The following is a 22,939-nucleotide window of genomic DNA, read 5'->3' as shown; positions in this document are numbered from 1 at the left end:
GCTTCTCCAACTCAGTCCACTCGGAGAGGACCTGTCGGCCGCCCACCGGGGGACTTAGGAAGCGGAAGTAAGCGCGGCTAGGTCCCTCTAGGTGACGAAGGCATCCACGCGGTGGCATTCCAGTTTTTCTGCTTGGGTGGTGTGGCTCTGTCCACACCACCCAAGCGCTCCTGCCCGCGGTGGTCCCGACGAGTTGACGGCTTACAGGACGTGCTCGATCCGGATGGGCAGCTGGTGCTGTCGTTTTCCGGTGGCGTGGAAGACCGCGTTGGCGACGGCAGCTGACACGCCGATCATCGCAACCTCACCGATGCCCCTTACCCCGATCTCGTTGAAGACCAGGTCGGGCTCGTCGATGTAGTCGACGTCGATGTGCTGAATATCGGCGTTGACCGGAACGGGGTACTCCTCCAGCGTTGTGTTGAGGAATCCGCCGAAGCGCGGGTCGGCCTCGTTCGCCTCCCGGAGCGCCCCGCTGATGCCCCAGACAACGGCTCCGCGGATCTGGCTGGCTGCGGTGACCGGGCTGACGACCCTGCCGCCGTCGGCCACACTCACCACCCGGGGCACACGGATGCGGCGTGTGGTGGCCTCGACTCGGACCTCGACGAAGTGGGCAGACCAGCTGAACGCGGTGAATTCGGGGAAGGCCGGGCCGGCTGGTGCGATCAGGCCGGATCGTGCGAGGTCCAGTACCTCGGGGGGCTGCCCCGGTCCCACGTTGGTCGCCGTCGCCTCCACCGACTGGTGTCCGGTGGCTCGAACGGCTGCTGCCACGTCCAGCGCGCCCGTGTCGGCCGCGCCAAGTTGCTTGCGCAGCTCGCGCAGTGCCTTGTGCACGGCTGGCAGCGCGGTGGCGCTGCCCCAGGAACCGGCGGTGAGGTGCTGCGGGGCGACGCGGGAGTCACCGATCTGTACGACGACGTCCTGCACGGAGATGTCGAGGTCCTGCGCGACGAAGAGCGCGATGGCCGAGCGGATGCCCTGTCCCATCTCGTGGCCGTCGACGCCGACGGTCACCCGGCCGTCGGCCGCTGCGGACACATGGGCTGTGCCTGGTGCAACCATGGCCGGGTAGCAGCCGGCGGCGACGCCGAAGCCCACGAACGATCCGTCTTCGGCACGCATCGAGCCGGGCCGCGGATCTCGTTTCTCCCATCCGAACCGCTCCGCGCCCCGTTTCAGGCACTCTGCCAGATGACGTGAGGAGAACGGATTCCCGGTGATCGGGTCCGTGGCGGTGTCATTGGCCAGCCGCAGTTCGACGGGGTCCTGACCGGTGGCGTAGGCCAGTGTGTCGATGGCCGACTCGAACGCCCAGGAGGCCGACCCCTCGTAGGGAGCCCGCATGAATCCCGGCGTCTGCGTGTCGGTCTGTACCAGGCGCTGTTGTCCCCCGAAGTTAGGGACACCGTAGAGCCTCGCGGTCACGTCCGTGTACATGGCGGGGTACAGGTCGTGCCGGGAGGTCTGCTGGTCCACGTCATGAATGGCCGCCAGGAGCCGTCCCGACGGGTCGGCGCCCAGCCGGACGCGATGGCGGCTGACCGGCCGGAAACTCCCGGTATAGAACGACTGCGCGCGCGGGATCACCAGCTTGACTGGGCGCTTCAACCGACGCGCGACGAGCGCGAGCGGCGCGATGTGCGGTTGCATGGAGTTCCGGGACCCGAAGCCGCCACCGATGTAGGGGGAGATGACTTCGACGTTGGCCGGGTCAATGCCCAGTTGCTTGGCCAGTCCGTTGCGGACCGCGCCAGCGGTCTGGGTGCTCTCGTGCACGACGAGCCGGTCGCCGTGCCATTCCACGACTCCGCCGTGGAGTTCCATCGGCACCTGGTTCTGGGCCGGGTGGTTGTAGGTCTCGTCGATCTGCACCGGGCTCGCCGCGAACGCGGCCTCGGCGTCGCCCACCTTGGTGTCGGGGAGCCCGATGGTCGCTTCCTGCGGCAGGATCGTCGCGCCTTCGTCGTCGATCCGGACGGTGAAGGGTTCGGTCTCGTAGCGAGCCCTGATGAGTTCCGCCGCCTCGGTGGCGGCCACCGGGGTGTCGGCGACGATCAGCGCGATCGGCTGTCCGTAGTAGGCAACGACATCGCTGAGCAGCGGCTGCAGGCTCTGGAAGGCGTAGCCCCCGTTCATCAGGAACCCGGGCCCCTGCAGAATTTCGTCGCTGCTGAACCGGGTCACCACCAGACGGACACCGGGGACCGCCTCGGCCGCGCTGGTGTCGATGTCGACGGTGCGGCCCTTGCCGATCGTGGCCAGGGCGAAGGCGGCGTAGGCCAGATCGGCGGGGACGCGGTCGGCACCGTAGAGAGCGGTACCGGTGACCTTTTCGTAGGCGTCCACGCGACGCAGGTCTGCGTTCTTCATCAGATGGCTCGCTTCCCGGCGGTGAGCAGTGCGTCGGCAACGGTGCGGATGCCCAGCTCGATACGGAACCCGCCGTAAACGCGGGGTTCGGCGTCGGCGTAGGCGACTTCGCCCGCGTGACGGGCTGTTTGCTCGGTGAGTTGTCCGCCGATCAGTGAACGTTCTGCCGCCGATGCCCGCCAGGGGCGTGTGGCGACCCCTCCCAGGCCGATCCGGCAGTCGGTGACGATTCCCTGCGCGTCCAGCGTCAGGGCGGCGGCAGCCGAGGTGAGCGCGAAGGCGTAGGATTCCCGGTCACGGATCTTGAGGTAGGTCGACCCGCGGCCGGCGGGCGTCGCAGGGATCCGGATCCGCAGGATCAACTCATCGGCGGCCAGGGTGTGTTCACGCCAGGGCTCGTCTCCCGGCTCGACGTGCAGTTCGCCGAGCGGCAGCGTCCGCTCGCCCTCGGGCCCGGCCACGTCGATGACGGCATCGAACGCGATCAGGGCTGTGGCCATGTCACTCGGGTAGGTGGCGATGCAGCTGCCGCTGGTGCCCAGCATGGCGTGGCCGCGGTCGAATCCCTCCAGCGCCGCACAGCCGCTGCCGGGATTGCGCTTGTTGCAGGGGACCTCCGGTCCACCGCGGAAATAGCTGCAGCGCGTGCGCTGCAGCAGGTTCCCGCCGACTGTCGCCATATTGCGCAGTTGCTGCGACGCTCCGCGCCAGAGAGCTTCGGACAGGGCCGGGTAGTCGCGGCGCACAACCGGATGGTCGGCGACATCGGCCATCTTCACTCCGGCACCGAACGACAGCTCATCCCCTCCCGTGCTGATCTCGGTCAGCTCGGCCAGACGGTGAATGTCGATGACGGCTGGCGGCGCCTCGACGCCCACCTTCATCAGGTCGTACAGAGTCGTACCGCCGGCCAGGATCTTCGTGCCGGGCTCGGCCACGGCCAGGGCGTCGACGGCTGCGGCCACGCTGTCGGGCACCAGATACTCGAATGAGCGCACCGTCTACACCTCGCTCTGCTTGTTCTGGTCCGCCGCCTGGCGAATGGCGGCGACAATGCCGACATACGCGCCGCACCGGCACAGGTTGCCGCTCATGTACTCACGGATCTCGTCGTCGGTCTCGGCATGGCCCTCAGCGATGCATGCCAGGCCCGACATCACCTGCCCGGGCGTGCAGTAGCCGCACTGGAGCGCGTCGCAGTCCACGAATGCCTGCTGCAACGGGTGCAGTGTGCCGTCGGGGGCCGCGACCCCTTCAATGGTCTTCACGTCCTGTCCCGCGACCTGGACGGCCGGAGTCAGACAGGACACGACGCGCCGGCCATCGACGTGCACCGTGCACGCGCCGCACTGTCCCTGATCGCACCCCTTCTTGGTTCCGGTCAGCACGAGACGCTCACGCAGCACGTCGAGCAGTGACTCGCGAGGATCCAAGTCGAAGCTCACCTTCTCGCCGTTGACCGTGAAGGCCGTCTCGACCAGGCCGGTCGACGGCTCGGCGGACGTCGTCGATGTGTTCATGACTGCGCCATCCTTTGAGACAGGGACATGTGTGAATCCTCCAAGTTCAGCGGGCGGAGCACCGCGTGGATGGGTCCGGTCAGGTCGGACAAGGGAAGACCGGTTGTCTGGGTGCGGCTGGCGAGGATTTCTGCCACGACGGAGATGGCTGTCTCCTCGGGTGAGCGGGCGCCGAGGTCGAGGCCGATCGGGGAGCGCAGCCGGACAAGTTGTTCGTCAGAAACGCCTGCCTCACGCAGCAGCTCCATGCGGTGGTCGTGCGTGCGGCGTGAGCCCATCGCTCCGACGTACCCCACAGGGAGGGCCAATGCCTCACGCAGCACAGGGATGTCGAACTTGGGGTCGTGGGTGAGGACACACACTGCGGTCCGGGCGTCCAGCGGTGTCCGCCTCAGGTAGCGGTGGGGCCAGTCGACGACGACTTCGTCGGCGTGAGGGAAGCGGGCGCGAGTGGCGAAGACGGACCGGGCGTCGCAGACGGTGACCCGATACCCGAGGAATCGGCCGGCCTGGCTCAGGGCCGCAGCGAAGTCGACCGCGCCGAAGATGAGCATCCGGGGGCGGGAGGCATGGACGTGGACCAGCACGGACAGCCGTTCCGGGCAGGTCATGGCATCCCCTCCCAGCTCCACCAGGGCCGTGCGTCCGGCGTACAGCAGCGCCTGGGCCTGAACGGTCAGTTGCCGGCTCAGCGCGCCAGGGAAATCACCGTGGTGGGTGGCTTCGTCGGCGTCGACATACAACATGCGGCCCAACAGGTCTTCCGGTCCGTCGACGACCTGAGCGACGGCGATTGGTCTACCGTCGACGACGGCAGCCAGGGCGTCGGCGAAGTGCGGGTGCGCAGCCGGGTCGATGCGCAGGACGAGGACGTCGAGTTCGCCGCCGCAGGTCAGGCCAACCGCGAAGGCGTCCTCATCGGAATACCCGAACCGGGCTCGTTGCGCAGGGCCGCCGTCCTCCAGCAGGCGTTGGCACAGGTCGTAGACGGCGCCTTCGACGCAGCCTCCGGAGATGCTGCCGACCACGTTGCCGTCGGCATCTACAGCCAGCGAGGTGCCCAGCGGAAGGGGCGCGCTGCCCTGGACACCGACGATGGTGGCCAGGGCGAAAGGGCGTCGTTCGCCGTACCAGCGGTACAGGGTGTCCGCGATGTTCAGCATGCTCGTGTTCTCCATGAACAGTGGACGGGCCGCTGCCGTATCCGGCGGGCAGTGGGCACAGCAGCGGCCCTGTGAGGCCCGGCAGCCGTACGGGGGCCGGCTGCCGGGCCGGTCGAGGCGCGCCCTTTGAGCGCCCGCGTGATGGCGTCATCGACGGACACGTGTTGCGGGTGGTGTTCGTCGCTGGCCGCTTGGCCCTCGATCGTTGGCTTGCCTAGGCTTTCTCCAGGCGTACGGTAAGCATCGGGCAGGCACTTCAGCGGCGTCCGCCGACCAGGAATGTGCACGTGCCGCACGGCCCCTGTGTTGAACCCCTGCTTCGTCACGCTCAGATGGAAGCGCTCGCGCGGCACACCCGGCAGTGAGGTACGGGGTGGCGATGAGGGTGCGCCCAGTAGGCGCCGAGGAGGTCTCACTGGGTCCGATGGGGGCGGACGATGAGGCTCGGAGGGCTCAGCGGACATACGTATTGCCTTCGATCATGGACGGATCAGCCGTGCACAGGGGCAAGGCACTAGGCGGGTGGCGTCGGCGCGGAAAATTGGCCGATCACGCGCGTTGTGCGGCCGTCTTGCGGGGAGTCTTGCACCGTGGGCAGCGTCCGTAACGGGGAAAGTTTTCTCCCCCCCAGCCTTACGCCCTTTGGGGTGGCCGCCTCTGAGCAAGACCTCGTTTAGGAGGCCAGCCGGGGATGTCACCGCGGCACCAAAGTGAAAGGCGACCGGCGAGGCGCCGGAGGGCCTTCTTCCACGCTTGCTGCAGATGGGTTGACATCTCGCTTGACGAGGATCGAGTATCCCGTCTGCAAACGAGCGATTGAATCGATTCAGTCAGTAGTGGGTGCTCCACGCCGAGCCAGCGCTGGGAGCGCTGTCCGTCCGCTTGCCTCCGTATCACTGAAGTGAGGACTCTGCGATGCAGCACATCTCCCGTCGGTCCGCCCTGCGCTCCGCGATAGGCGTGGCCCTGGCGCCCACTCTGAGTTCTCTGGTCCTGCCCGGGCTCGTGCCCGCGGCATCGGCAGCGGTGTCCTGGACCGCGAAATGGATCTGGGCGCCGACCAGTTCGGCGAGCCAATGGGTGGCTTTTCGTAGATCGTTCACCCTGTCGTCGACACCGTCGAAGGCGATGACGCAGATCGCGGCGGACTCGAAGTACTGGCTGTGGGTCAACGGCACGCTGGTTGTATTCGAGGGCCAGCTCAAGCGCGGTCCGAATCGCACAGACACCTACTACGACGAGCTCGACCTCGCCCCGTACCTCACCAGCGGCACCAACACGGTCGCACTGCTGGTGTGGTACTTCGGCAAGCAGGGCTTCTCGCACAGCAGCAGCGGCAAGGGCGGCCTGCTCTTCCAGTCCGACATCCAGGCCGGCTCGACAACCACCCAGCTGATCAGCGACACCAGTTGGAGGCACACTGTCCACCCGGGCTATGCGAACAACACCAGTGGTACGCAGGTCAATTTCCGGCTGCCGGAGTCCAACGTCTACTACGATGCCCGCAATGCCACCGCGATGGCCGACTGGCAGTCCCCCGGTTTCAACGACAGCGCCTGGAACGCGCCCACCGACTTTGGCAACGTGGGCGGCGCCCCCTGGAACGGGCTGGTGAAGCGGCCGATTCCGCAGTTCCGGTACTCGGGTCTGAAGAGCTATGCCAACGCCGCCTCACTGCCGTCCGCAGGCCAGGGCTCCAGCGCGATCTCGGCCACCCTGCCGTCCAACCTCCAGGTCACCCCGTACCTGAAGGTCGACGCACCGGCCGGCGCGGTGATTGGCATCCAGACGGATCACTATGACGATGGTGCCGGGCTGACCGGGATCGAGCCCGGCACCGCGTACAACATGCGTGCTACCTACGTGTGCACCGGCGGGGTGCAGGAGTTCGAGGCACTGGGCTGGATGAGCGGCACAGCCGTGCGATACACGATCCCGGCGGGTGTGACGATCCTGGAGCTGAGGTACCGGGAGTCGGGCTACGACACCGACTTCGCGGGGTCGTTCGCCAGCAGCGACGCCTTCCTGGACACCCTGTGGTCCAAGGCGGCCCGCACGATGTACGTCAACATGCGGGACAATTACATGGACTGCCCCACCCGCGAGCGCTCCCAGTGGTGGGGGGACGTGGTCAACCAGCTCAAAGAGGGCTTCTACACCTTTGATGCCCGCTCCCACGCTCTCGGCGCGAAGGCGATCTCTCAGCTGGCCTCCTGGCAGAAGGGCAACGGGGCGCTGTACTCGCCGGTCCCGTCGGTCATCTGGACCAGCGAACTGCCCGTGCAGATGCTCGCCTCGGTGTGGTCCTTCGGCACGTACCACCTTTACACCGGCAATGCCGACGCCGTCACCGGCGCCTACCCGGCGGTCAAAACGTATCTGAACCTGTGGAGCTTGGACGCCGACGGCCTGGTCAACCACCGCGCCGGCGACTGGGACTGGGAGGACTGGGGCTCCAACATCGACGCCCGCATCCTGGACAACTGCTGGTACTACCTCGCCCTGGACACCGCCGCCAAGCTCGCCGACCTCAGCGGCAACAGCAGCGATGTCGCCGGATGGCAGAACAAGCGCGACAGCATCAAGGCCAACTTCGACCGCGTACTGTGGAACGCCTCGAAGAACGAGTACCGCTCCCCCGGCTACACCAAGGACGCCGACGACCGGGCCAACGCCCTCGCCGTCGTCGCCACTCTGGCCCCCGCCTCCCGCTACCGGGCCGTGACCGAGGTGCTGCGCACCCACCTCAACGCCAGCCCCTACATGGAGTTCTACGTCCTCGAAGCGCTGTACCTCATGGGCGCGGCTACGGTTGCCGAAGAGCGCATGCGCAACCGCTTTGCCACCCAGGTCGCCGATCCCTCCTGCTACACGCTGTGGGAACTGTGGACCAAGGCCGACGGGACCGACAACCACGCCTGGAACGGCGGCCCGCTGTACGTGCTGTCTGCGTATGCCGCCGGGGTCCGGCCGACCAAGCCAGGGTGGGAGACGTACGACGTCATCCCTCAGACCGGAACCCTCACGAAGATCAATACGGTAACACCCACGGTAAAGGGGGACATCTCTTTCAGCATCGAACGCGACGGCACCACGGTGACGCTGGCGCTCAGCTCGCCGAGCGGGACGACGGCCAGAGTCGGTGTGCCCACCTACGGCGGCACCCAGCCCGTCATCAAGGCCAACGGCACCACGGTCTTCACCGGCGGCTCCTCCACCGGCAGCGTCAACGGCCTGGTATACACGAGCAAGGATCCCGCATACGTCTACTTCACACTGCAGCCGGGCACATGGACGTTCACTGTCACTAGCGCGGGCCGTCTCGACGACCTCGCCCTGGGCATGCCAGCAGCCAGCAACAACAGCCTGGAGAACAGCAACTGGGGCAAGCGCTGCCTCAGCGACGGTGTCCTGACCAGCGTGACCGGTACCAAGGGCTACACCAGCAACGACTTCCCCTCCGCCGACGCCAGCGCCACCCCCGTCTGGATCGAGATCGACCTCGGCACCGACACCGATCTTGATGCCGTGCGCCTCTTCCCTCGCACCGATACCCTGTCTTCCGGCAGCGGCACCGCAGGGTTCCCTGTCGATTTCGCCCTTCAGGTACGCGCGGATGGCGCCACCGCCTACACCACCGTCCGCACCGTCACCGCCGAACCCAATCCGAGCGGGCTGGTGCAGACGTACGGTTTCAAGACGACCACCGCTCGCTATGTGCGCCTGCAGGCCACCAGGCTCGGCGCGCCGGCCGCCGACGAATCCACCAAATACCGCCTGCAACTCGCCGAACTCACCGTCCCTGCCGCCGCTACCACCGTCACCGCCAACTACACGCTGGAGAACACCGACTGGGGCAAGACCCGCGTCCTCGACGGCACCACCACGAGCGTGCCCGGTGCCAAGGGCTTCACCAGCATCGATTTCCCGTCCGCCGACGTCAGCACCACCCCCGTCTGGATCGAGATCGACCTCGGCGCCGACCGAGCAATCGGCTCGGTCGTCCTGCATCCGCGCACCGACACTGCCGCGGTCGGCGGCGGCACTGCGGGCTTCCCGATCGACTTCACCCTCCAGACCCGCGCCGACGGCGCCACCACCTACACCACGGTCCGCACCGTCCTCGGCCAGCGCAACCCCAACGGTATGGCCCAGACGTTCACCACTCCTTCCGCCGCTGGACGCTATCTGCGTCTGATTGCCACCAAGCTGGGAACACCGGCATCGGACGAGTCCACCCGTTACCGACTCCAGGTCGCTGAGATCCGCGTCAAGTAGCACGTCGAGGGTGTGGTGGCGCAGACCGCTTCCTGGATGGCGTCTGTGGAGGAGCACAACTCGCCTGCGTCACAGCCCAGGACCATACGAGGAAGGGATGGACGGTAACGCTGCAGCCGGTGGTTTTCATGGTCAGCTGCAGGAACCTGCGTGCCGAGGTGAGCTGGTCGCGGCCGGTTGCCCACCCGCCTCAATAGGGGACAGCGACCAGTGCACCGAGTTCGTAGACGGTGTCAAACCGCGCTTGGAAGCTGTGTGCGGCGCCGGCCGAGGGAGCGGCCGTTGAGCCGGAGTTCGACTTCGTCGGCATTGCTGCAGACAGTTCGGGCCCGGACGTATGGATGTGCCGGTCGCAGCAGTGAGCAACGTGGCCGATCGCAAAGGCGTTTCTACGTCTACGTATGGAGGGCTGTGCAATACACTCGACCTTCGCTGCTTCTCACGACCACGCGCCGGGTACAAGTTGCGAATCACGTCCGCCACAATGGCCGGACTCTTCTGGCGTCTGCGCGAGCGAGATGTCCTGCTCCGTCCAGATGCATTTACCGTCGTTGAGGTAACGAGCGCCCCAGCGCTGAGAGAGAGCAGCGACGAGTTGCAGACCGCGTCCGCCTTCGTCGGTGTAAGTAGCATGACGGATGCGGGGGGTCGTGAGGCTGCCGTCGTAAACCTCACAAGTCAGTGAACGACTGCGAAGGAGACGAAGACGTATGGGTCCCTTGGCGTGCCGGACGACATTACCAACGAGTTCGCTGGCAAGCAGCTCGGTGGTGATCACAAGATCGCCGAGACCCCACGCGCCGAGCCGCTCGCGAATGTACTCCCGGGCCTGTCCAGCCGCACGAGGATCGTCCGGGAGGCTGCGCGAAGCGACATCACTGGCCGCAGTACACCGCGTGTGGACAATCAGAAGGCCAGCGTCATCGTCTGTCATCTCCCCGTGGTCGGGAAGGAGAGCCGACACGACTTCGTCGCACAAGTCCTCAAGGTATTGGATGGTCTGTTCCTCGTCCGCTGCCTCGAAACAGGCGGTGCCGCCCACAGCCTGGGAGAGGATCTGCCGCAGTTGCGCCAGTCCTTGGTCGGCATCCCGGGTGGCGGATTCGAGGAGACCGTCGGTGCACAGGACCAGAAGACTCTGGTCGGGCAAACTCAGCTGATGCGTCTTGAAGGGCAGTTTCGCGGCGCCGAGTGGCGGATCGGGAGTCACGTCGGGGCTATGGATTGCGCCCTCGGGGTGGACGACGACCGGTGGGGGATGGCCTGCCAGGGCATACGAGCACGTCCGTGCGACGGGGTCGAAGACGGCGTACAGGCAGGTGGCGAAGAAGTCCTCGCCGAAGTCGGAGACCAGGTCGTTGAGCCGGCTGAACAGCTCGTCAGGGGCCATATCCAGGTCGGCGAGGGTACGCACGGCCGTACGCAGCCGGCCCATAGCCGCTGCTTCGGTGATGCCGTGCCCCATGACGTCGCCGATCACCATGGCGACTCGGTCAGCCGACAACGCAATGAGGTCGTACCAGTCGCCGCCCACCTCCTCGCCGCGGCCTGCAGGCAGGTACCGGGCCGCGGCACAGGCGGCAGGCAGACGGGGCAGCGTCCTAGGCAGCAGGCCACGCTGGAGTTCCTGGGCTCGGGCGTGCTCCACGTCGTAAAGGCGGGCCCGCTCCAGCGACTGGCCGACCAGACCGCTCAGAGCCGTCAGCAAGGCGCGCTCCTCGTCGCTGAAGGAACGCGGTTCACTGAAGGACACCACACACAATCCGATGGCACGCCCAGAGGCGATCATGGGCAGGAACGCCAGTGCTTCCTTCGGCGACGGTTCGATCAGATACCTCATGGTCGGATACCGTCGGATGCTCTCCGCTTTCGATCCGCTAAACCGCGGGGCGCGGGTTTGCAGGACATCGCGGATCGGAGTATGGGTGGCGAGTGGAACCCGGTCGAGCAAGCTGAGATATTCCTGCGGATATCCTGCGGAGCCGAGCAGCTTCAGACGACCGCCTTCCAGGATCTGGAACACCAGACCGTCGGCCCCGAAAGGGGGCAGGACGAGTTCCGCGACTACCTGCACGACATCGCGGGAGGTGACCGCCTCGGCGAGCGCGGCGGTCAGTTCACCCATGCGTATGGACCGCTGGAACCCGGCTACAGGGCCAGAACCGAGCGATGCCTCGGGTCGACCGCCCAGGCGCGCACCGGCCCACTCCGCCAATGCGCACAGTAGGGACCGTTGCGCCTCATCCGGCTCGCCAGGTTTTGCCGTGAGCACGGACAACACACCCATCGGCCCATCGGCGCCGACGAGAGGTACTGCCACCGTGCCTGCCGCACCGATGCCCAGGCTGTCTCCGCCGGCCCAGACGAAAGTGCCGCGTCGCACCGCATGCACAGGCGCTACATCCAGCTCGTAGGGCAGATCCACCCACGCTGCCTTGCCTGCCTGGGAAAGCCCGCTGGCTCCGGCGAGGCGCAGCCGACCGGCTGCACGGTCGTGGTAGTGCACCATGGCTCCCACGCCGCTCAGGCACGTCACTGCCTGCCTGAGGACGAGTGCCAGTGTCTCTCCATCGCCCACCAAGCCAGCCTTCTCAGGTGTCACCGCTCCTCCTGCTCACCTGCACGCAGCGGGGGCGGCGAGGCCTCCACCACCAAGAGAGGCGGGCATATCACCCAAAGTCAAAACAAGGCTACCACTGCTCACGCGTCCCCTCGTTGTGGTGCCACGCCCCTGAGCAAGCAGATGGAGTCTCAGCGCGCCGCCCAGTCTCGACCTGTCCTTGATCGCAAGCGAGCGCGAGAATCCCGCCCTGACACTGTTCGGCGTTCATCGCACTCACCCGCCTTCCGTACCCGGTCCGGGCGCGACAGGCCCGGCCTTGCCAGACATTTACACCAATGAGCTTTTGACGCAAAGCGGACCATAACGGGCCACGAAATCGCCCAACGTTGTCTGACAAGTCACCCTGTGTGCCCGCTTCGGAGCGAACAGTAGACTGACCTGTCTCATCCGGCACCGAGTCAACCGAGCACCCCCGGCATCACCCTCAGAGGGCTGGGTGAAGTAGTGGTCCATACGTCTCATCACCGCCGACACCTAAACGACAGCGTGGCTGCGGCCGAGGGTGCGGGCGGTGGCGAGCCGGTTCTCGTTGATGTCCATCATGTCGACGGCGGGCTGCTCATCACCGAGCAGCCCTCTTCACCGACGAGATGGGGCGACCCGGCGGGCCGGGACATGGTGGTCGCCGCGGCCGATACATTCCTGCATTTCGGGGTCCCCTGCTACGAGATGCCCACCCTTTCACCGTATCGCATCTACAACCGGGCACCATGGTGGTGCTGCACTGCTACGAACGCGTGGCCGAACGCTTCACCACCGGAGCGCTCGATCCCCAGGTCTTCTCAGTCACCGCCTACTGCTGCCCCAGTGCCCGCAAGCGCTGAAGCAGTTCACGCCGGCCAAGGACGAAAGATCGTTGTGCTCCCGATTCCTGGAGCCGCCGTCGGACCTCCAGCCACTGGCCGCCATCTCCCACAACGATCGATATGAAACGTGAACGATCCCACCCCTAGAAACCAGCGAACAGGGTAAAGATCTCTCCCTCTCAGCCGAACTGCGCGCCGTGCGACGCTGAGGAAGCACGCTACCAATCCGTTGCGTCGCCCTGGTGTGAGAGCTGACCAGACTGCAGCACGCCGCCGACAACTACGTCGTCCAGCAGGTGTTGAGTGTGTGTGATCGGCACGACTCAGTACCTTGCAATAGCGGCAGGAGACTCACAGGATGCCCGAGCAGGAAAAACAGGTCACCTGGGCCGAGTTGTTCTTCGACCTGGTGTTCGTCGTCGCGGTCACCCAGGTGGCCAGCCTTCTGCATACCGATCACCAATGGCCTGGGGTGGGGCGGGCGGTGGTGGTGTTCATCCCGATCTTCTGGACGTGGGGCGGCACCACGATGCACGGCAACACGCATGACCTGGATCGGACCTTCGAACGTCTGGGCGTGTTCGCGGTCGGGCTGTGTGGCCTGTTCATGGCACTGGCGCTACCTCATGCGTACGGTTCGCGGGGGCTACTGTTCGGCGCCAGCTACTGGGCGGCCCGCCTGGCGCTGTGCCTCCTGGCACAGCGCCACTATCGCGCCGTCGTGTTTAACCCCTACACCGCCAGCGCCTTCATCACCGGCCCCCTGCTCTTGGTCGGCGGGCTGGTCCACGGCACCGCGCGGGTCGCGTTGTGGACCACGGCGGCAGGGATAGACCTGCTCGTGCCCTATCTAACTCGCCAAGGGCTGGCCCAAATCTCGTTCGAGCCGCACCATCTGTCCGAGCGGTACAGACTGTTCCTGCTCATCGCACTCGGAGAGTCCGTCGCTGCGACCGGGGTCACAGCCTCCCACCATCCGACGACCATGGCCCGGCTCATCATGGTGGCCGTGGCCTTCGCGCTCGCCTGCGCCCTGTGGTGGGTCTACTTCGCATTCACCGCCGACGTGATCAGGGACGTCTTGCGGACCGCTCAGGTCACCATCGACGTGATCCGCACTGTGCTCGCATACGGCCATCTGGCATTCATCGGCGCCATCATCGCGATCTCGACAGCCATCGGCGAGATCATCCCGCATCCTCTGGCCCACCTTCACACCTCTACCGCCGCGCTCCTGTTCGGCGGGACGGCCCTGTATCTGGCCACGTTCGGATACACCCGCTGGAAGACCTTCCACAATCTGGCCACGTCACGGCTCGCCACCGCCGCGGTCTCACTGGCGCTGCTGCCGTTGGCCACCCGGATTCCGGCATTGGCCTCGCTGACTCTGCTTGCCGTCGTAATGATCGCCCTGAATGTGCTGGAGGCGCTGGTCGTCTCGCGCGTGAGGCTGAGGGCGGAGGCCCAGAGCCTCGCCCGTCCCTCGGCCCATTCGAGCCCCGACTGACGGCCCTCGACCGGACCTCTGGCAGCGAGTGTTCCACGGCCGCTGACCAGGCACTCACTACGTCGACATCCCCAAGGAACCAACATGGTGACCGACCCGCACGCCACTTCCGACAGTTCGGCTGATGCGCTCGTCGTCGGCGGAGGCCCCGGCGGGCTTTCCGCAGCCCTGTACCTGGCCCGCTACAACCGCAGTGTGCTGGTCTTCGACACCGGACATGGCCGCTCCACACACCACCAGACCAACCACAACTACCTGGGCTTTCCTGACGGAATCGCAACCGTAGGGCTGCGCGAGCTGGGACGAGAGCAGCTTGCCCGGTACGACAACATCCGCTTCGTACACCATCGTGTCACCGCTATCAGCGGCGATGCCAACCTGGGGTTCGTCGCCACCGCTCAGGGCGGTCACGCATGGCATGGTCGAGTCGTCATACTGGCGACGGGGGTACTCGACCACTTTCCGCACTTCCCCGGCTGGGAACAGTACGTCGGCCGCAGCATGTTCTGGTGCATCACCTGTGACGGATACGAGAACCGTGGGCGAAACATCCTTGTAGTCGGGCACACCGATGCCGCTGCCGGTGAGGCGATGCAACTGCACAGTCTGACCGACAGGGTCCGGTTGCTCACCAACAGCGAGACCATCGGGATCAGCCCCCGGTTCCAGCAGCGTCTGGAGAACGCCAACATCCCCGTCATCCACGACCACATCCGGACAGTGGAAGGGACTAACGGGGTCATGACGGCAGTGATCACGCGCGGCAACCAGCGGCTGGAGCTCAACTCGCTGTTCAGTATCCAGGGCGCCACTCCCGAGACCGGCCTGGCATCACAGCTTGGAGTGAAACTCGCCGACAGCGGCTGGGTCGACGTCGACAGTGAACAGAAGACCTCGGTACAAGGCGTCTACGCCGCAGGCGATGTCACGGCACTGCACTCGCACCAAGTCACCGCCGCCGTACACGAAGGTGCCCAAGCGGCCTCGGCGGCCAATTACTTCCTGTACCCACCAGAACTCAAGGCCGACTGACTCGCACACTGACGTGTCCCCCGTGCTCCTGGAACACTCTCGCCTTCCGCTGCGACTTCAACTGGTCCACCGGATTCCTCCCAGGCACTGCCCGCTTGACACGATCAACTCAGCCACGAACGACCCGGCCCCTTCGCTCCACCTCACTTATAGAAACGGAATCACGTGAAGGTCGAAAGAAAAATGGTCGATGGCGTGTTCATTGAACACGCGTCGCCGGAAAACAGCCTCGCTCACCCACCCATCGTCTTCGTTCATGGCGGCCTACAGGGCAGCTGGGTATGGGAAAACTACCTTCCCTACTTCTCTGCGGCCGGCCGGGAGTGCTACGCGTTCAACTGGTTCAACCACCACGGTTCCCGCGAGCTGCCGGAAGACCAGTTCGCGGCACGATCCATGGCCGACACGGTGGAAGAGCTAGAAACTGTAGTCGCTCACATCGGGCAGGAGCCAGTTCTCGTGACCCACAGCATGGGGGCACTGGTCGGGCAGAAATACGCCGAGAAGCACCCCGTTGTCGCGCAGGTGCACATCACCCCAGCCATCTGTGCCGAAGTGGGCCTCCACCCAGACATCGACATCGATGTCTCACGCCCGATCGAAATTCCCGATTTCAAGACCGCCTGGCATCAGATGTTCAAGGGCTGTTCGGAAGACGACGCCCGCCGCTATCACAGCATGATGTCGAGGGAATCAGCAGTCGCCATCAAGGAAACAATTTCAAGCTCGTTCAGCGTGAACCGCACGCGCATCGGCGGACCGTCGCTGGTGATCGCAGCGGAAAACGATGTGATCGTCCCTGCGGAAGCGGTTCGTCGCAGCGCCTCCTACTTCGGCTCCGACTATCTGTTCGTTCCCGGCGGATCCCACGGCGTGCTCCTCGAACCAGGCTGGCGTGAGACGGCGGAGCGCATCAACACCTGGCTGGAACGCCAGACCTGGTAGGGACTGGGCAGCATACTGGAACGTCGTTGCCAGCAATCAGCGTGCGGTGCCGAAACCGCTCAGCAGCGGCGGGAAGAGCCGCCGGGCAAGCCCTCCGTAGCCAAAGCCAGTCGCCGCGGCCCGGCAAGCCTTCGAAGACAGCCGCTGACCCGACCATCGCCACCGGGGCAGCGGTGCGGTTCAGTGTGTCGCGCGCCCGGATACGGCAGGTCCAAGACGACGACATCCGCGACTGGGGCGTACTTCACCATGCCCCTCTAGTCACGGCCAGGCCCACGCGGCGTAGCCGCCGTCCACGCTTATCGCGTCGATGCCGCTGATGTAGCGGGCACCTCAGCGGTCCTGGGGTAGGACAAGCTGGGGGCCGGCGTGATCGAGCGAGGTATCGTCCTGACCGGTGGCCCGCGGCACCGCCACGCCCTCAGGGGCATCCGCATGTGCCCGGCCCCTTCTGCTGTCCGCGCGTTGGCTGTCTAGGCCCCTCCGGAGAGATCACCTCTGCGTTCCCCTGGTCGGCCAGCCCCAGGGCCGCATTGCAACCAAGTCATCCCGGGCGGCGGCTGCAGGGTCCGTTGAGCGGCCCGCAGCCACCAGGCCGCAGGACACGATTCAGGCCTTGCCCGTCGGCATCAACACGAAGGGCCCTTCCGTAAGGGCGTCCTGGTGTTCGGTTCCTTGCTGCGTGACGACTTCACGGGCAGCAGGTATCGCAGTTTGGCGCTGGCTTCGCCGCTCCTTCGACGCCACCATGGTCAAGCTCGGTCTGCCCTACCTCGACCTGTTCCTCATGCACTGGCCATTGCCGACCCGCTACAGCGGCGACTACGTGGCCACCTGGCAGGCCATGAGCGAATTGGTCGCCGATGGCCGAGCGCGCTCGCTCGGTGTGTCCAACTTCCAGCCCGACCACCTCGACCGTGTCATTTCGGAGACCGGTGTCATCCCGGTGGTCAACCAGGTCGAGTTGCACCCCAAGTTCGTCAACGCGGAGGTCCGCGCCGCCTGCACTCGCTACGGGATCGCGATCGAGGCGTGGAGCCCGCTGGCACAAGGCCGCTACCTCGACGACCTTGTCATCGGCCGGATCGCCGCCGCCCACGACCGCACGTCCGCGCAGATCATCCTGCGCTGGCACATCGAGCAGGGCCACATCGTCATCCCCAAGACCCTCCACCCCGACCGCATGGCATCCAACATCGCCGTCTTCGACTTCGCGCTCACCGACGCCGAACGCGCCGCCCTCGCCGCGCTCGACCGCGGCGAAGACAGCCGCAACGGGCCCCACCCTGACGCCTTCGACTGGATCCCCGAACCCGCGAGCTGACAAGGAACACGGTGGAACTCGCTTCCGTCCAAAACGCCATCAAGGCACCGGATGCCGCCTTCACCGGCGACGTCTACGTCACCCCCCCTCAAGACGGCGCGGGAACCCTCTCGGCTCATCGCCGCCCTGGTCCGCTTTACGCCAAGAGCGCGCACCAACTGGCACTCCCACGCCGTCGGCCAGACCCTGCACGTCACCGAGGGCATCGGCCTGGTCGTCGGCCGGGACGGCAGTGTCATCCGGATGCGGGCCGGCGACACCGTGTGGACCCCGCCCGGTGAGGAGCACTGGCACGGCGGCACCGACAGCACCGTCATGTGCCACATCGCCATGATCGAAAGCCCCGGCGAAGGCGACGGCACCACCTGGCTGGAGCCGGTCTCTGGCGAGGAGTACGCCGCCGCCCAGCAGCACTGATCTCCCACCAGCACTTGATCCCCCCACCAGCACAACAGCACGCGCCTCAACCGGGCGCGCTGGAAGGAAGCATCGTCATGTCGCAGACCATCGCCTTCATCGGAAGCGGCGAGATCGGCAGCACCCTGGCCCGCCTGTCCGTAGCCGCCGGCCTGAACGTGGTCATGAGCAACTCCCGCGGCCCCGAGAGCCTGGCCGACCTCGTCGCCGAGCTCGGCGACCGCGCAAGCGCGGCAACCGCCGCCGACGCCGCCCGCGACGGCGACCTTGTGGTGGTCTCCGTGCCGTTCCACCTCCACGGGTCTCTCCCCGCCGACGCACTGGCCGGGAAGATCGTGATCGACACGATGAACTACTACCCGATGCGCGACAGCCGCGTCGAGGAACTGGACCGCGGGGAGCTGACCTCCAGCGAGCTGATCCAGCGGCACTTGGCCGACTCCACCGTCGTCAAGGCACTCCACAACCTCGACTACGTACGGCTGTACACCGCCTCCCGGCCCGCCGAGTCCCCCGAGCGCAGCGCGCTGCCGGTCGCCGGCGACGACCCCGCCGCCAAGGCCGAGGTCATCCGGTACATGGACACCATCGGCTACGACACAGTCGATGTCGGCTCCCTGGCAAACAGCTGGCGCCAGGAGCTCGGCACCCCCAGCTACGTCAAGCCGTACGTCGCCGGATACGGCGACGGCCTGAGCAGGGAAGAGGCTCGGCGCTGGTTCCGCGAAGCGCCGAACACCCCTGTCCCCGTCAACACGCTCAAGGAACTCATCGACAGCACCGCCCGCGGCCCGGTCGGCGGCATCTTCATCCCCGGCTACGCCAACGGCCTGCGAGCCGACCAAAGCTGAGAGATCCCTCCGCACCGTTTAGGTGATCAGCGCCCCTCCCATACCCGGCTGATCCCGCGGCACGGGTCGGGGCCCTTCACCGGAAACTGCTGGCCGACGGCATCTCCGTTCCCGACTACGTCAACGACCTGCGGGCCGACCCGGCCCGAAGTTCTGCCTCGTTCCCCCGAAGAACACAAGGTCAGCTCCTGCTCCAGGCAGCCCGACACTGTAAAAGGACCACCATGAAGACAAGGGCCATCGGAGGACTCCAGGTCTCGGCCATCGGACTGGGCACCATGGGCTTCAGCCATGGCTACGGCCCCAGCGTGAGCGATCCCGAGGCCATCGGCCTGATCCGCAAAGCGTTCGACCTGGGCTGTACCTTCTTCGACACCGCGGAGGGCTACGGCGCCGGTGCCAACGAACAACTCGTCGGCCGCGCTCTGGCGCCCGTCCGCGACCAAGTCGTCATCGCCACCAAATTCTTCATCGGCAGCACCCCCACCCGCGCCGAACTGGGTCGGCGAATCCGCGCCCGCCTGGAGGCGTCCCTGGGCCGACTTGGCACCGACCACGTCGAGCTGTACTACCAGCACCGCGTGCCCGACTCGATCCCCGTCGAGGACGTCGCGACCGTCATGGGCGAGTTGATTGAGGAGGGCAAGATCCTCGGCTGGGGCCAGTCCCAGGCCACAGAGGAACAGGTCCGTCGTGCCCACGCCGTCACGCCGCTGACGGCCGTGCAGAGCGAGTACTCGATCATGGAACGGATGTGGGAACGGGCGGTCATCCCCGCCTGCGAGGAACTCGGCATCGGCTTCGTGCCGTTCAGCCCGCTTGCCAGCGGCTTCCTCTCCGGCACAGTGTCCGCCGACGACACCTACACCGGAGATGACGTCCGCCGGGTCATCAGCCGATTCGACAAGGACAACATCCGCGCCAACCAGCCCCTCCTTGGCCTCCTCACCGGCTTCGCGCGCGAGAAGGATGCCACCCCGGCGCAGCTTTCCCTGGCCTGGATGCTGCACAAGAAGGACTTCATTGTCCCCATCCCCGGCTCCCGCAAGCTGAACCGAATCCAGGAGAACCTCGGCGCCGCCAACGTCACCCTCACAGACGACGAGTTCACCCGGATCGAGAACGAGCTAGCGAAGATCGAGATCCACGGCAACCGGACCGACGAGGACATCACCAAGCTTAGCCACGACGAATGACCAGACGAGGTCGGGCACGCCTCCACTCGACGATGTCAAAGGCGCCTCCGCTACTGACGTTTAAGGAGGGCAGGCGGTTGCTGCACGTATGGGCCGCAGCGTGCTGGCGGGCCCGCGATCCGGCTGGACCACGAGGTGTGAGGGTGTAGAGGCCTACGCCACCGACTGGGGAGGGTGCCCCCTCGTGGCGAAGGCCGCATCACGCAACTGTGGAGGACGCCGAAGGAACGCTCCGTCCTGACCTCTGACCTGGAGGGACGGGCGCCTGAGGCGGCTCCTGCTGGGCGCGGATCATCGTACGTCACCCGCTGCCCGTTCTACTGCTGGGCGTCGTCGGCCTGGCGCCATCGCTGCCCCGCCGCCCTGGGGCTCCAGCTGGGCATGCCGGGCGACGAGGCCAAGCCGACCTCCGACCACCGAGCGGCGCGCCTACGACAACCTCGCCAAGGTCTTCGGCCCTGGCTTCAACGGACCGCTGGCCATCGTCGTCGACGCCAAGGGGCCAGGGACGCGAAGGCGGCCGTGGTGACGGTCACAAAGGACATCACGGCCACCGACGGGGTGGTATCCCTCTCCCCGCCCCGCTTCAACCCGGCCGGAGATACAGCGGTGTCCTCCGCCACCCCGGCCACCAGCCCACGGACGAGAAGACCAAGGATCTGGTCAAGCAGATCCGCGGCGAATGGCCTGATGTCGAAGCGGAGTCCGGCGACGCGAGTTCCGAGGTCACTGGCAAGACCGCGCTGGACATCGACTTCGCCGGGAAGATGCAGGCCGCGCTCAACGCCGAAGACGCCTTTGACGTGTCGTCGTGGCCCAGACACTGAACGAGCGGCAGCCCCGGCTTACCCGGCCCCCGGCGCTCCCCCATGGGGGAGTTTGTTCTGGTCGGGCGGGGTGCTGTCGGAATGGTCGTGGATCCAGGACAGGCCGCCCAGGTCGAGGCGTTGGCGGGTGCGGGTGACGGCCACGTAGGCCAAGCGGGCTTCGGCGTCGTCGACAGGGTAGTCAGGGGACGTTGTGGAGTCTGTGCGCTCGTCAGGAGTGTTGTCTTGGGGGCGACCAAAGTCGTCTGCGATGAGCACGCGGGGCCATTCGCGTCCCTTTGCCTTGTGGGCGGTAGAGACGGTGACCTGGGCATGCGGCTCGGGGGCAAGGTGGGCGACGGCGGCGAGGATGGCGTCAGTGCCGTGGGTGTCGACGAGGTTGACCAGGGGCTGCAGGTCGTGTCCGGCCGGGTCGTGGGCGGCGTAGTCCTGCAGATCGCCCCATGAGGGGAAGAGGACGAGTTCGGGGTGGTGGGTGCGGCGGCCTTCTTTCAGATCGCGCGCGGCAAGGGCCAGTGCCTGCAGGCTGTCTCCTCCCCCGGTCAGGGCGACCTGGTAGCCGGCTGCCATGAGGGTCATGACCTGGGCCATGGCGCCGACGTTGGTGCGGCACAGCACGGCGTCCGGCTGAGTGACGGGGCCAAGTTCGGTGTTCAGCGCGGCAGTGCCGGTGAGGCGGATGGGGGCATCGGCCAGGTACAGCCAGCGGTTGGCCTCGTGGGCGAGGGCGGGACCGAAGCGGAAGGACTGGGACAGGGGCAGCTGGGTGCCGTCGAAGCCGGTCATGATGTCTTTGGCGCCGCGCCAGTGGTAGATGGCCTGGGCGGAGTCGCCGACCATGACGAGCTGGGCGTGGTCGCGCTGGGCGAGAAAGATCTGTTCGACGACGGGGTTGGTGTCCTGGGCTTCGTCCAGCAGCAGGAAGTCGGCGTCGATGCGCGGTTGGGTGAGAGCCCAGATCTTGAGGTAGTGGTCGTGGTCGAAGCGGACGGCGCCGTCGTCGGGGTGTTGCAAGTCGGTCCAGGCTTTGCGGGCGAACGGCACAATGTGAGCGGCGAGTTGGGCGTGCAGGTCGGTGTCTTCCAGGCCGCGCAGGCGGGGGACGTGGTGGTGGGTGATGGCCTCGTCGGCGGTGTGGCAGAAGCGGGTGACGGCGCGCAGGGTGGCGTTGGAGAGCGCCTTTTGGGTCACCTCGCGTTCTGCGATGTGGAGGGCTTTGGTGATGCCGAGGGCCTGTCCGGTCTGCCAGGCCGGGCGGCGGGGTGCGTTCAGACGGCGGGTGTAGCGGTGGCCGACGGCTGCGTAGGCGAGTGCGTGGGCGGTCTTGCACTGCACGGTGGTCGGGAAGCGGGTGCGTGCGTCCTGGGCGATGGTCCGGTTGTAGGCGAGGTAGCGGCCGCGGCGGTCAGTCGCGCGGGCGAGGAAGGCGAGCGTGGTGGTCTTGCCGGTGCCAGCGCCAGCCTGCAGGGCCAGGTGGTCGCCAGCGCGGAAGGCGTCGGCTGCTGCCGTCTGTTCGTCGGTCAGGTTCATGGCGTGCGCCTCTCGGGGAGCCGGGCGAGCGCGTGCCCGATGGCGGAGAGCAGGTAGGCGGGAGTGGTGTGGGCCAGGAGGTCGTGCACCGCCTGGTCGAGGCGGTCCGTCTCCCGGTCGGCGTGCTCGGCCAGAACTCGGTGCAGGGCCAGTTCAACGAAGCGCTCAGGGGTCTGATGCGCGCGGCGGGCATGGGCCTTGAGGGCGGCTTGGATGACGGGCGGGAAAGCCACGTTGAGCAGCATCGTGTGGTCGGCGTCCGGGTAATGCGTCGTGATCACGTCGATGGGCAGCCGCAGGCCGAGCTGGCGGCGGAGTCGGTGTGCGGCCTGGTGGGGGTGTTTGGCGTGCACGAGGGCCATGAGCCGGGTGGCGTCATGGTTGGCGGCAAGCGGCAGTGCGTGGGCGGCGCGGCGCAGGGCGTTCGTCGACAGGGGGCGGGTCAGGGTGATCTCCAGGGCGTGGTGCGGCACGGTCAGCCCTCGTTCCTTGGGAAGGCCGAAGGGTGCGGAAGCCGGGCATAGATGTAGACGGCATGGCGCAG

16 protein-coding genes and 1 pseudogene are annotated in these 22,939 nt (G+C 66.6%); 9 read left to right on the top strand and 8 right to left on the bottom strand.

Annotation, left to right across the window (positions count from 1 at the left end; all coding sequences use genetic code 11):
- Positions 1 to 201: 201 nt before the first annotated feature.
- Genes ACIPSJ_RS49560 through ACIPSJ_RS49545 form a run of 4 tightly spaced genes read right to left on the bottom strand, consistent with a single transcriptional unit; the run spans position 202 to position 5,059 of the window.
- Positions 202 to 2,376 (bottom strand): xanthine dehydrogenase family protein molybdopterin-binding subunit, encoded by a 2,175-nt coding sequence (locus ACIPSJ_RS49560; protein WP_401356564.1) that lies wholly within the window; start codon positions 2,374 to 2,376, stop codon positions 202 to 204.
- Positions 2,376 to 3,374 (bottom strand): FAD binding domain-containing protein, encoded by a 999-nt coding sequence (locus ACIPSJ_RS49555; protein WP_401356561.1) that lies wholly within the window; start codon positions 3,372 to 3,374, stop codon positions 2,376 to 2,378. Before ACIPSJ_RS49555 ends, ACIPSJ_RS49560 begins: the two co-directional genes overlap by 1 nt.
- Before the next feature lie 3 nt (positions 3,375 to 3,377).
- Positions 3,378 to 3,896, bottom strand: a complete 519-nt coding sequence (locus tag ACIPSJ_RS49550) for a (2Fe-2S)-binding protein (protein WP_401356558.1) — start codon at positions 3,894 to 3,896, stop codon at positions 3,378 to 3,380.
- Complete coding sequence (locus ACIPSJ_RS49545; RefSeq protein ID WP_401356555.1) at positions 3,893 to 5,059, bottom strand: XdhC family protein; 1,167 nt, start codon at positions 5,057 to 5,059, stop codon at positions 3,893 to 3,895. Before ACIPSJ_RS49545 ends, ACIPSJ_RS49550 begins: the two co-directional genes overlap by 4 nt.
- Positions 5,060 to 6,187: 1,128 nt before the next feature.
- On the opposite strand from ACIPSJ_RS49545, the gene ACIPSJ_RS49540 reads away from it, so the two are divergent.
- Complete coding sequence (locus tag ACIPSJ_RS49540; protein WP_401356553.1) at positions 6,188 to 9,337, top strand: discoidin domain-containing protein; 3,150 nt, start codon at positions 6,188 to 6,190, stop codon at positions 9,335 to 9,337.
- A gap of 233 nt (positions 9,338 to 9,570) precedes the next feature.
- Here ACIPSJ_RS49540 and ACIPSJ_RS49535 read toward each other — a convergent pair whose 3' ends face one another.
- Both ACIPSJ_RS49535 and ACIPSJ_RS49530 read right to left on the bottom strand, forming a co-directional pair.
- Complete coding sequence (locus tag ACIPSJ_RS49535) at positions 9,571 to 9,693, bottom strand: DUF4982 domain-containing protein (RefSeq protein WP_401356770.1); 123 nt, start codon at positions 9,691 to 9,693, stop codon at positions 9,571 to 9,573.
- Positions 9,694 to 9,776: 83 nt separating this feature from the next.
- A complete protein-coding gene (locus ACIPSJ_RS49530; RefSeq protein ID WP_401356550.1) occupies positions 9,777 to 11,939 on the bottom strand; it encodes a SpoIIE family protein phosphatase in 2,163 nt (720 codons plus the stop codon).
- Between the two features lie 1,185 nt (positions 11,940 to 13,124).
- Here ACIPSJ_RS49530 and ACIPSJ_RS49525 point away from each other — a divergent pair.
- The 8 genes and pseudogenes from ACIPSJ_RS49525 to ACIPSJ_RS49490 form a co-directional block, all read left to right on the top strand.
- Complete coding sequence (locus ACIPSJ_RS49525) at positions 13,125 to 14,273, top strand: low temperature requirement protein A (RefSeq protein WP_401356548.1); 1,149 nt, start codon at positions 13,125 to 13,127, stop codon at positions 14,271 to 14,273.
- Between the two features lie 84 nt (positions 14,274 to 14,357).
- Positions 14,358 to 15,305, top strand: coding sequence for an NAD(P)/FAD-dependent oxidoreductase (locus tag ACIPSJ_RS49520; protein ID WP_401356546.1), 948 nt, complete (start codon positions 14,358 to 14,360; stop codon positions 15,303 to 15,305).
- A 165-nt stretch (positions 15,306 to 15,470) separates the two neighbouring features.
- A complete protein-coding gene (locus ACIPSJ_RS49515) occupies positions 15,471 to 16,250 on the top strand; it encodes an alpha/beta hydrolase (RefSeq protein WP_401356544.1) in 780 nt (259 codons plus the stop codon).
- A gap of 682 nt (positions 16,251 to 16,932) precedes the next feature.
- Positions 16,933 to 17,574, top strand: a complete 642-nt coding sequence (locus ACIPSJ_RS49510) for an aldo/keto reductase (RefSeq protein ID WP_401356542.1) — start codon at positions 16,933 to 16,935, stop codon at positions 17,572 to 17,574.
- A gap of 51 nt (positions 17,575 to 17,625) precedes the next feature.
- On the top strand, positions 17,626 to 17,991 hold the full coding sequence (locus tag ACIPSJ_RS49505; protein ID WP_401356540.1) for a cupin domain-containing protein: 366 nt from the start codon (positions 17,626 to 17,628) through the stop codon (positions 17,989 to 17,991).
- Between the two features lie 77 nt (positions 17,992 to 18,068).
- Positions 18,069 to 18,842 carry an NADPH-dependent F420 reductase gene (locus ACIPSJ_RS49500; RefSeq protein WP_401356538.1) on the top strand — a complete coding sequence of 258 codons (774 nt, stop codon included), beginning with the start codon at positions 18,069 to 18,071 and terminating at the stop codon, positions 18,840 to 18,842.
- Positions 18,843 to 19,066: 224 nt separating this feature from the next.
- A complete protein-coding gene (locus ACIPSJ_RS49495; RefSeq protein ID WP_401356535.1) occupies positions 19,067 to 20,038 on the top strand; it encodes an aldo/keto reductase in 972 nt (323 codons plus the stop codon).
- A gap of 269 nt (positions 20,039 to 20,307) precedes the next feature.
- Positions 20,308 to 20,820, top strand: a pseudogene (locus tag ACIPSJ_RS49490) (MMPL family transporter); the annotation flags it as partial.
- 63 nt (positions 20,821 to 20,883) lie between these two features.
- Here ACIPSJ_RS49490 and ACIPSJ_RS49485 read toward each other — a convergent pair.
- Together ACIPSJ_RS49485 and ACIPSJ_RS49480 are read right to left on the bottom strand one after the other, a co-directional pair.
- Positions 20,884 to 22,395 (bottom strand): UvrD-helicase domain-containing protein, encoded by a 1,512-nt coding sequence (locus ACIPSJ_RS49485; RefSeq protein WP_401356533.1) that lies wholly within the window; start codon positions 22,393 to 22,395, stop codon positions 20,884 to 20,886.
- Positions 22,392 to 22,874, bottom strand: coding sequence for a hypothetical protein (locus tag ACIPSJ_RS49480; RefSeq protein WP_401356768.1), 483 nt, complete (start codon positions 22,872 to 22,874; stop codon positions 22,392 to 22,394). The genes ACIPSJ_RS49485 and ACIPSJ_RS49480 overlap by 4 nt, the downstream gene beginning before the upstream one ends.
- Between the last annotated feature and the right edge of the window lie 65 nt (positions 22,875 to 22,939).

It is taken from the genome of Streptomyces sp. NPDC090088 (assembly GCF_044747345.1).
Taxonomy (GTDB): domain Bacteria; phylum Actinomycetota; class Actinomycetes; order Streptomycetales; family Streptomycetaceae; genus Streptomyces.
The sequence above is the reverse complement of the archived record's forward strand: the minus strand, read 5'-3'. Positions and strand labels throughout refer to the sequence as shown.

Excerpts from the sequence above, each read along its gene's own strand:
- ACIPSJ_RS49560 (WP_401356564.1), bottom strand. The coding sequence starts at position 2,376 with ATGAAGAACGCAGACCTGCGTCGCGTGGACGCCTACGAAAAGGTCACC.
- ACIPSJ_RS49550 (WP_401356558.1), bottom strand. The coding sequence starts at position 3,896 with ATGAACACATCGACGACGTCCGCCGAGCCGTCGACCGGCCTGGTCGAG.
- ACIPSJ_RS49545 (WP_401356555.1), bottom strand. The coding sequence starts at position 5,059 with ATGCTGAACATCGCGGACACCCTGTACCGCTGGTACGGCGAACGACGC.
- ACIPSJ_RS49540 (WP_401356553.1), top strand. The coding sequence starts at position 6,188 with ATGACGCAGATCGCGGCGGACTCGAAGTACTGGCTGTGGGTCAACGGC.
- ACIPSJ_RS49525 (WP_401356548.1), top strand. The coding sequence starts at position 13,125 with ATGCCCGAGCAGGAAAAACAGGTCACCTGGGCCGAGTTGTTCTTCGAC.
- ACIPSJ_RS49520 (WP_401356546.1), top strand. The coding sequence starts at position 14,358 with ATGGTGACCGACCCGCACGCCACTTCCGACAGTTCGGCTGATGCGCTC.
- ACIPSJ_RS49505 (WP_401356540.1), top strand. The coding sequence starts at position 17,626 with ATGCCGCCTTCACCGGCGACGTCTACGTCACCCCCCCTCAAGACGGCG.
- ACIPSJ_RS49500 (WP_401356538.1), top strand. The coding sequence starts at position 18,069 with ATGTCGCAGACCATCGCCTTCATCGGAAGCGGCGAGATCGGCAGCACC.
- ACIPSJ_RS49495 (WP_401356535.1), top strand. The coding sequence starts at position 19,067 with ATGAAGACAAGGGCCATCGGAGGACTCCAGGTCTCGGCCATCGGACTG.
- ACIPSJ_RS49485 (WP_401356533.1), bottom strand. The coding sequence starts at position 22,395 with ATGAACCTGACCGACGAACAGACGGCAGCAGCCGACGCCTTCCGCGCT.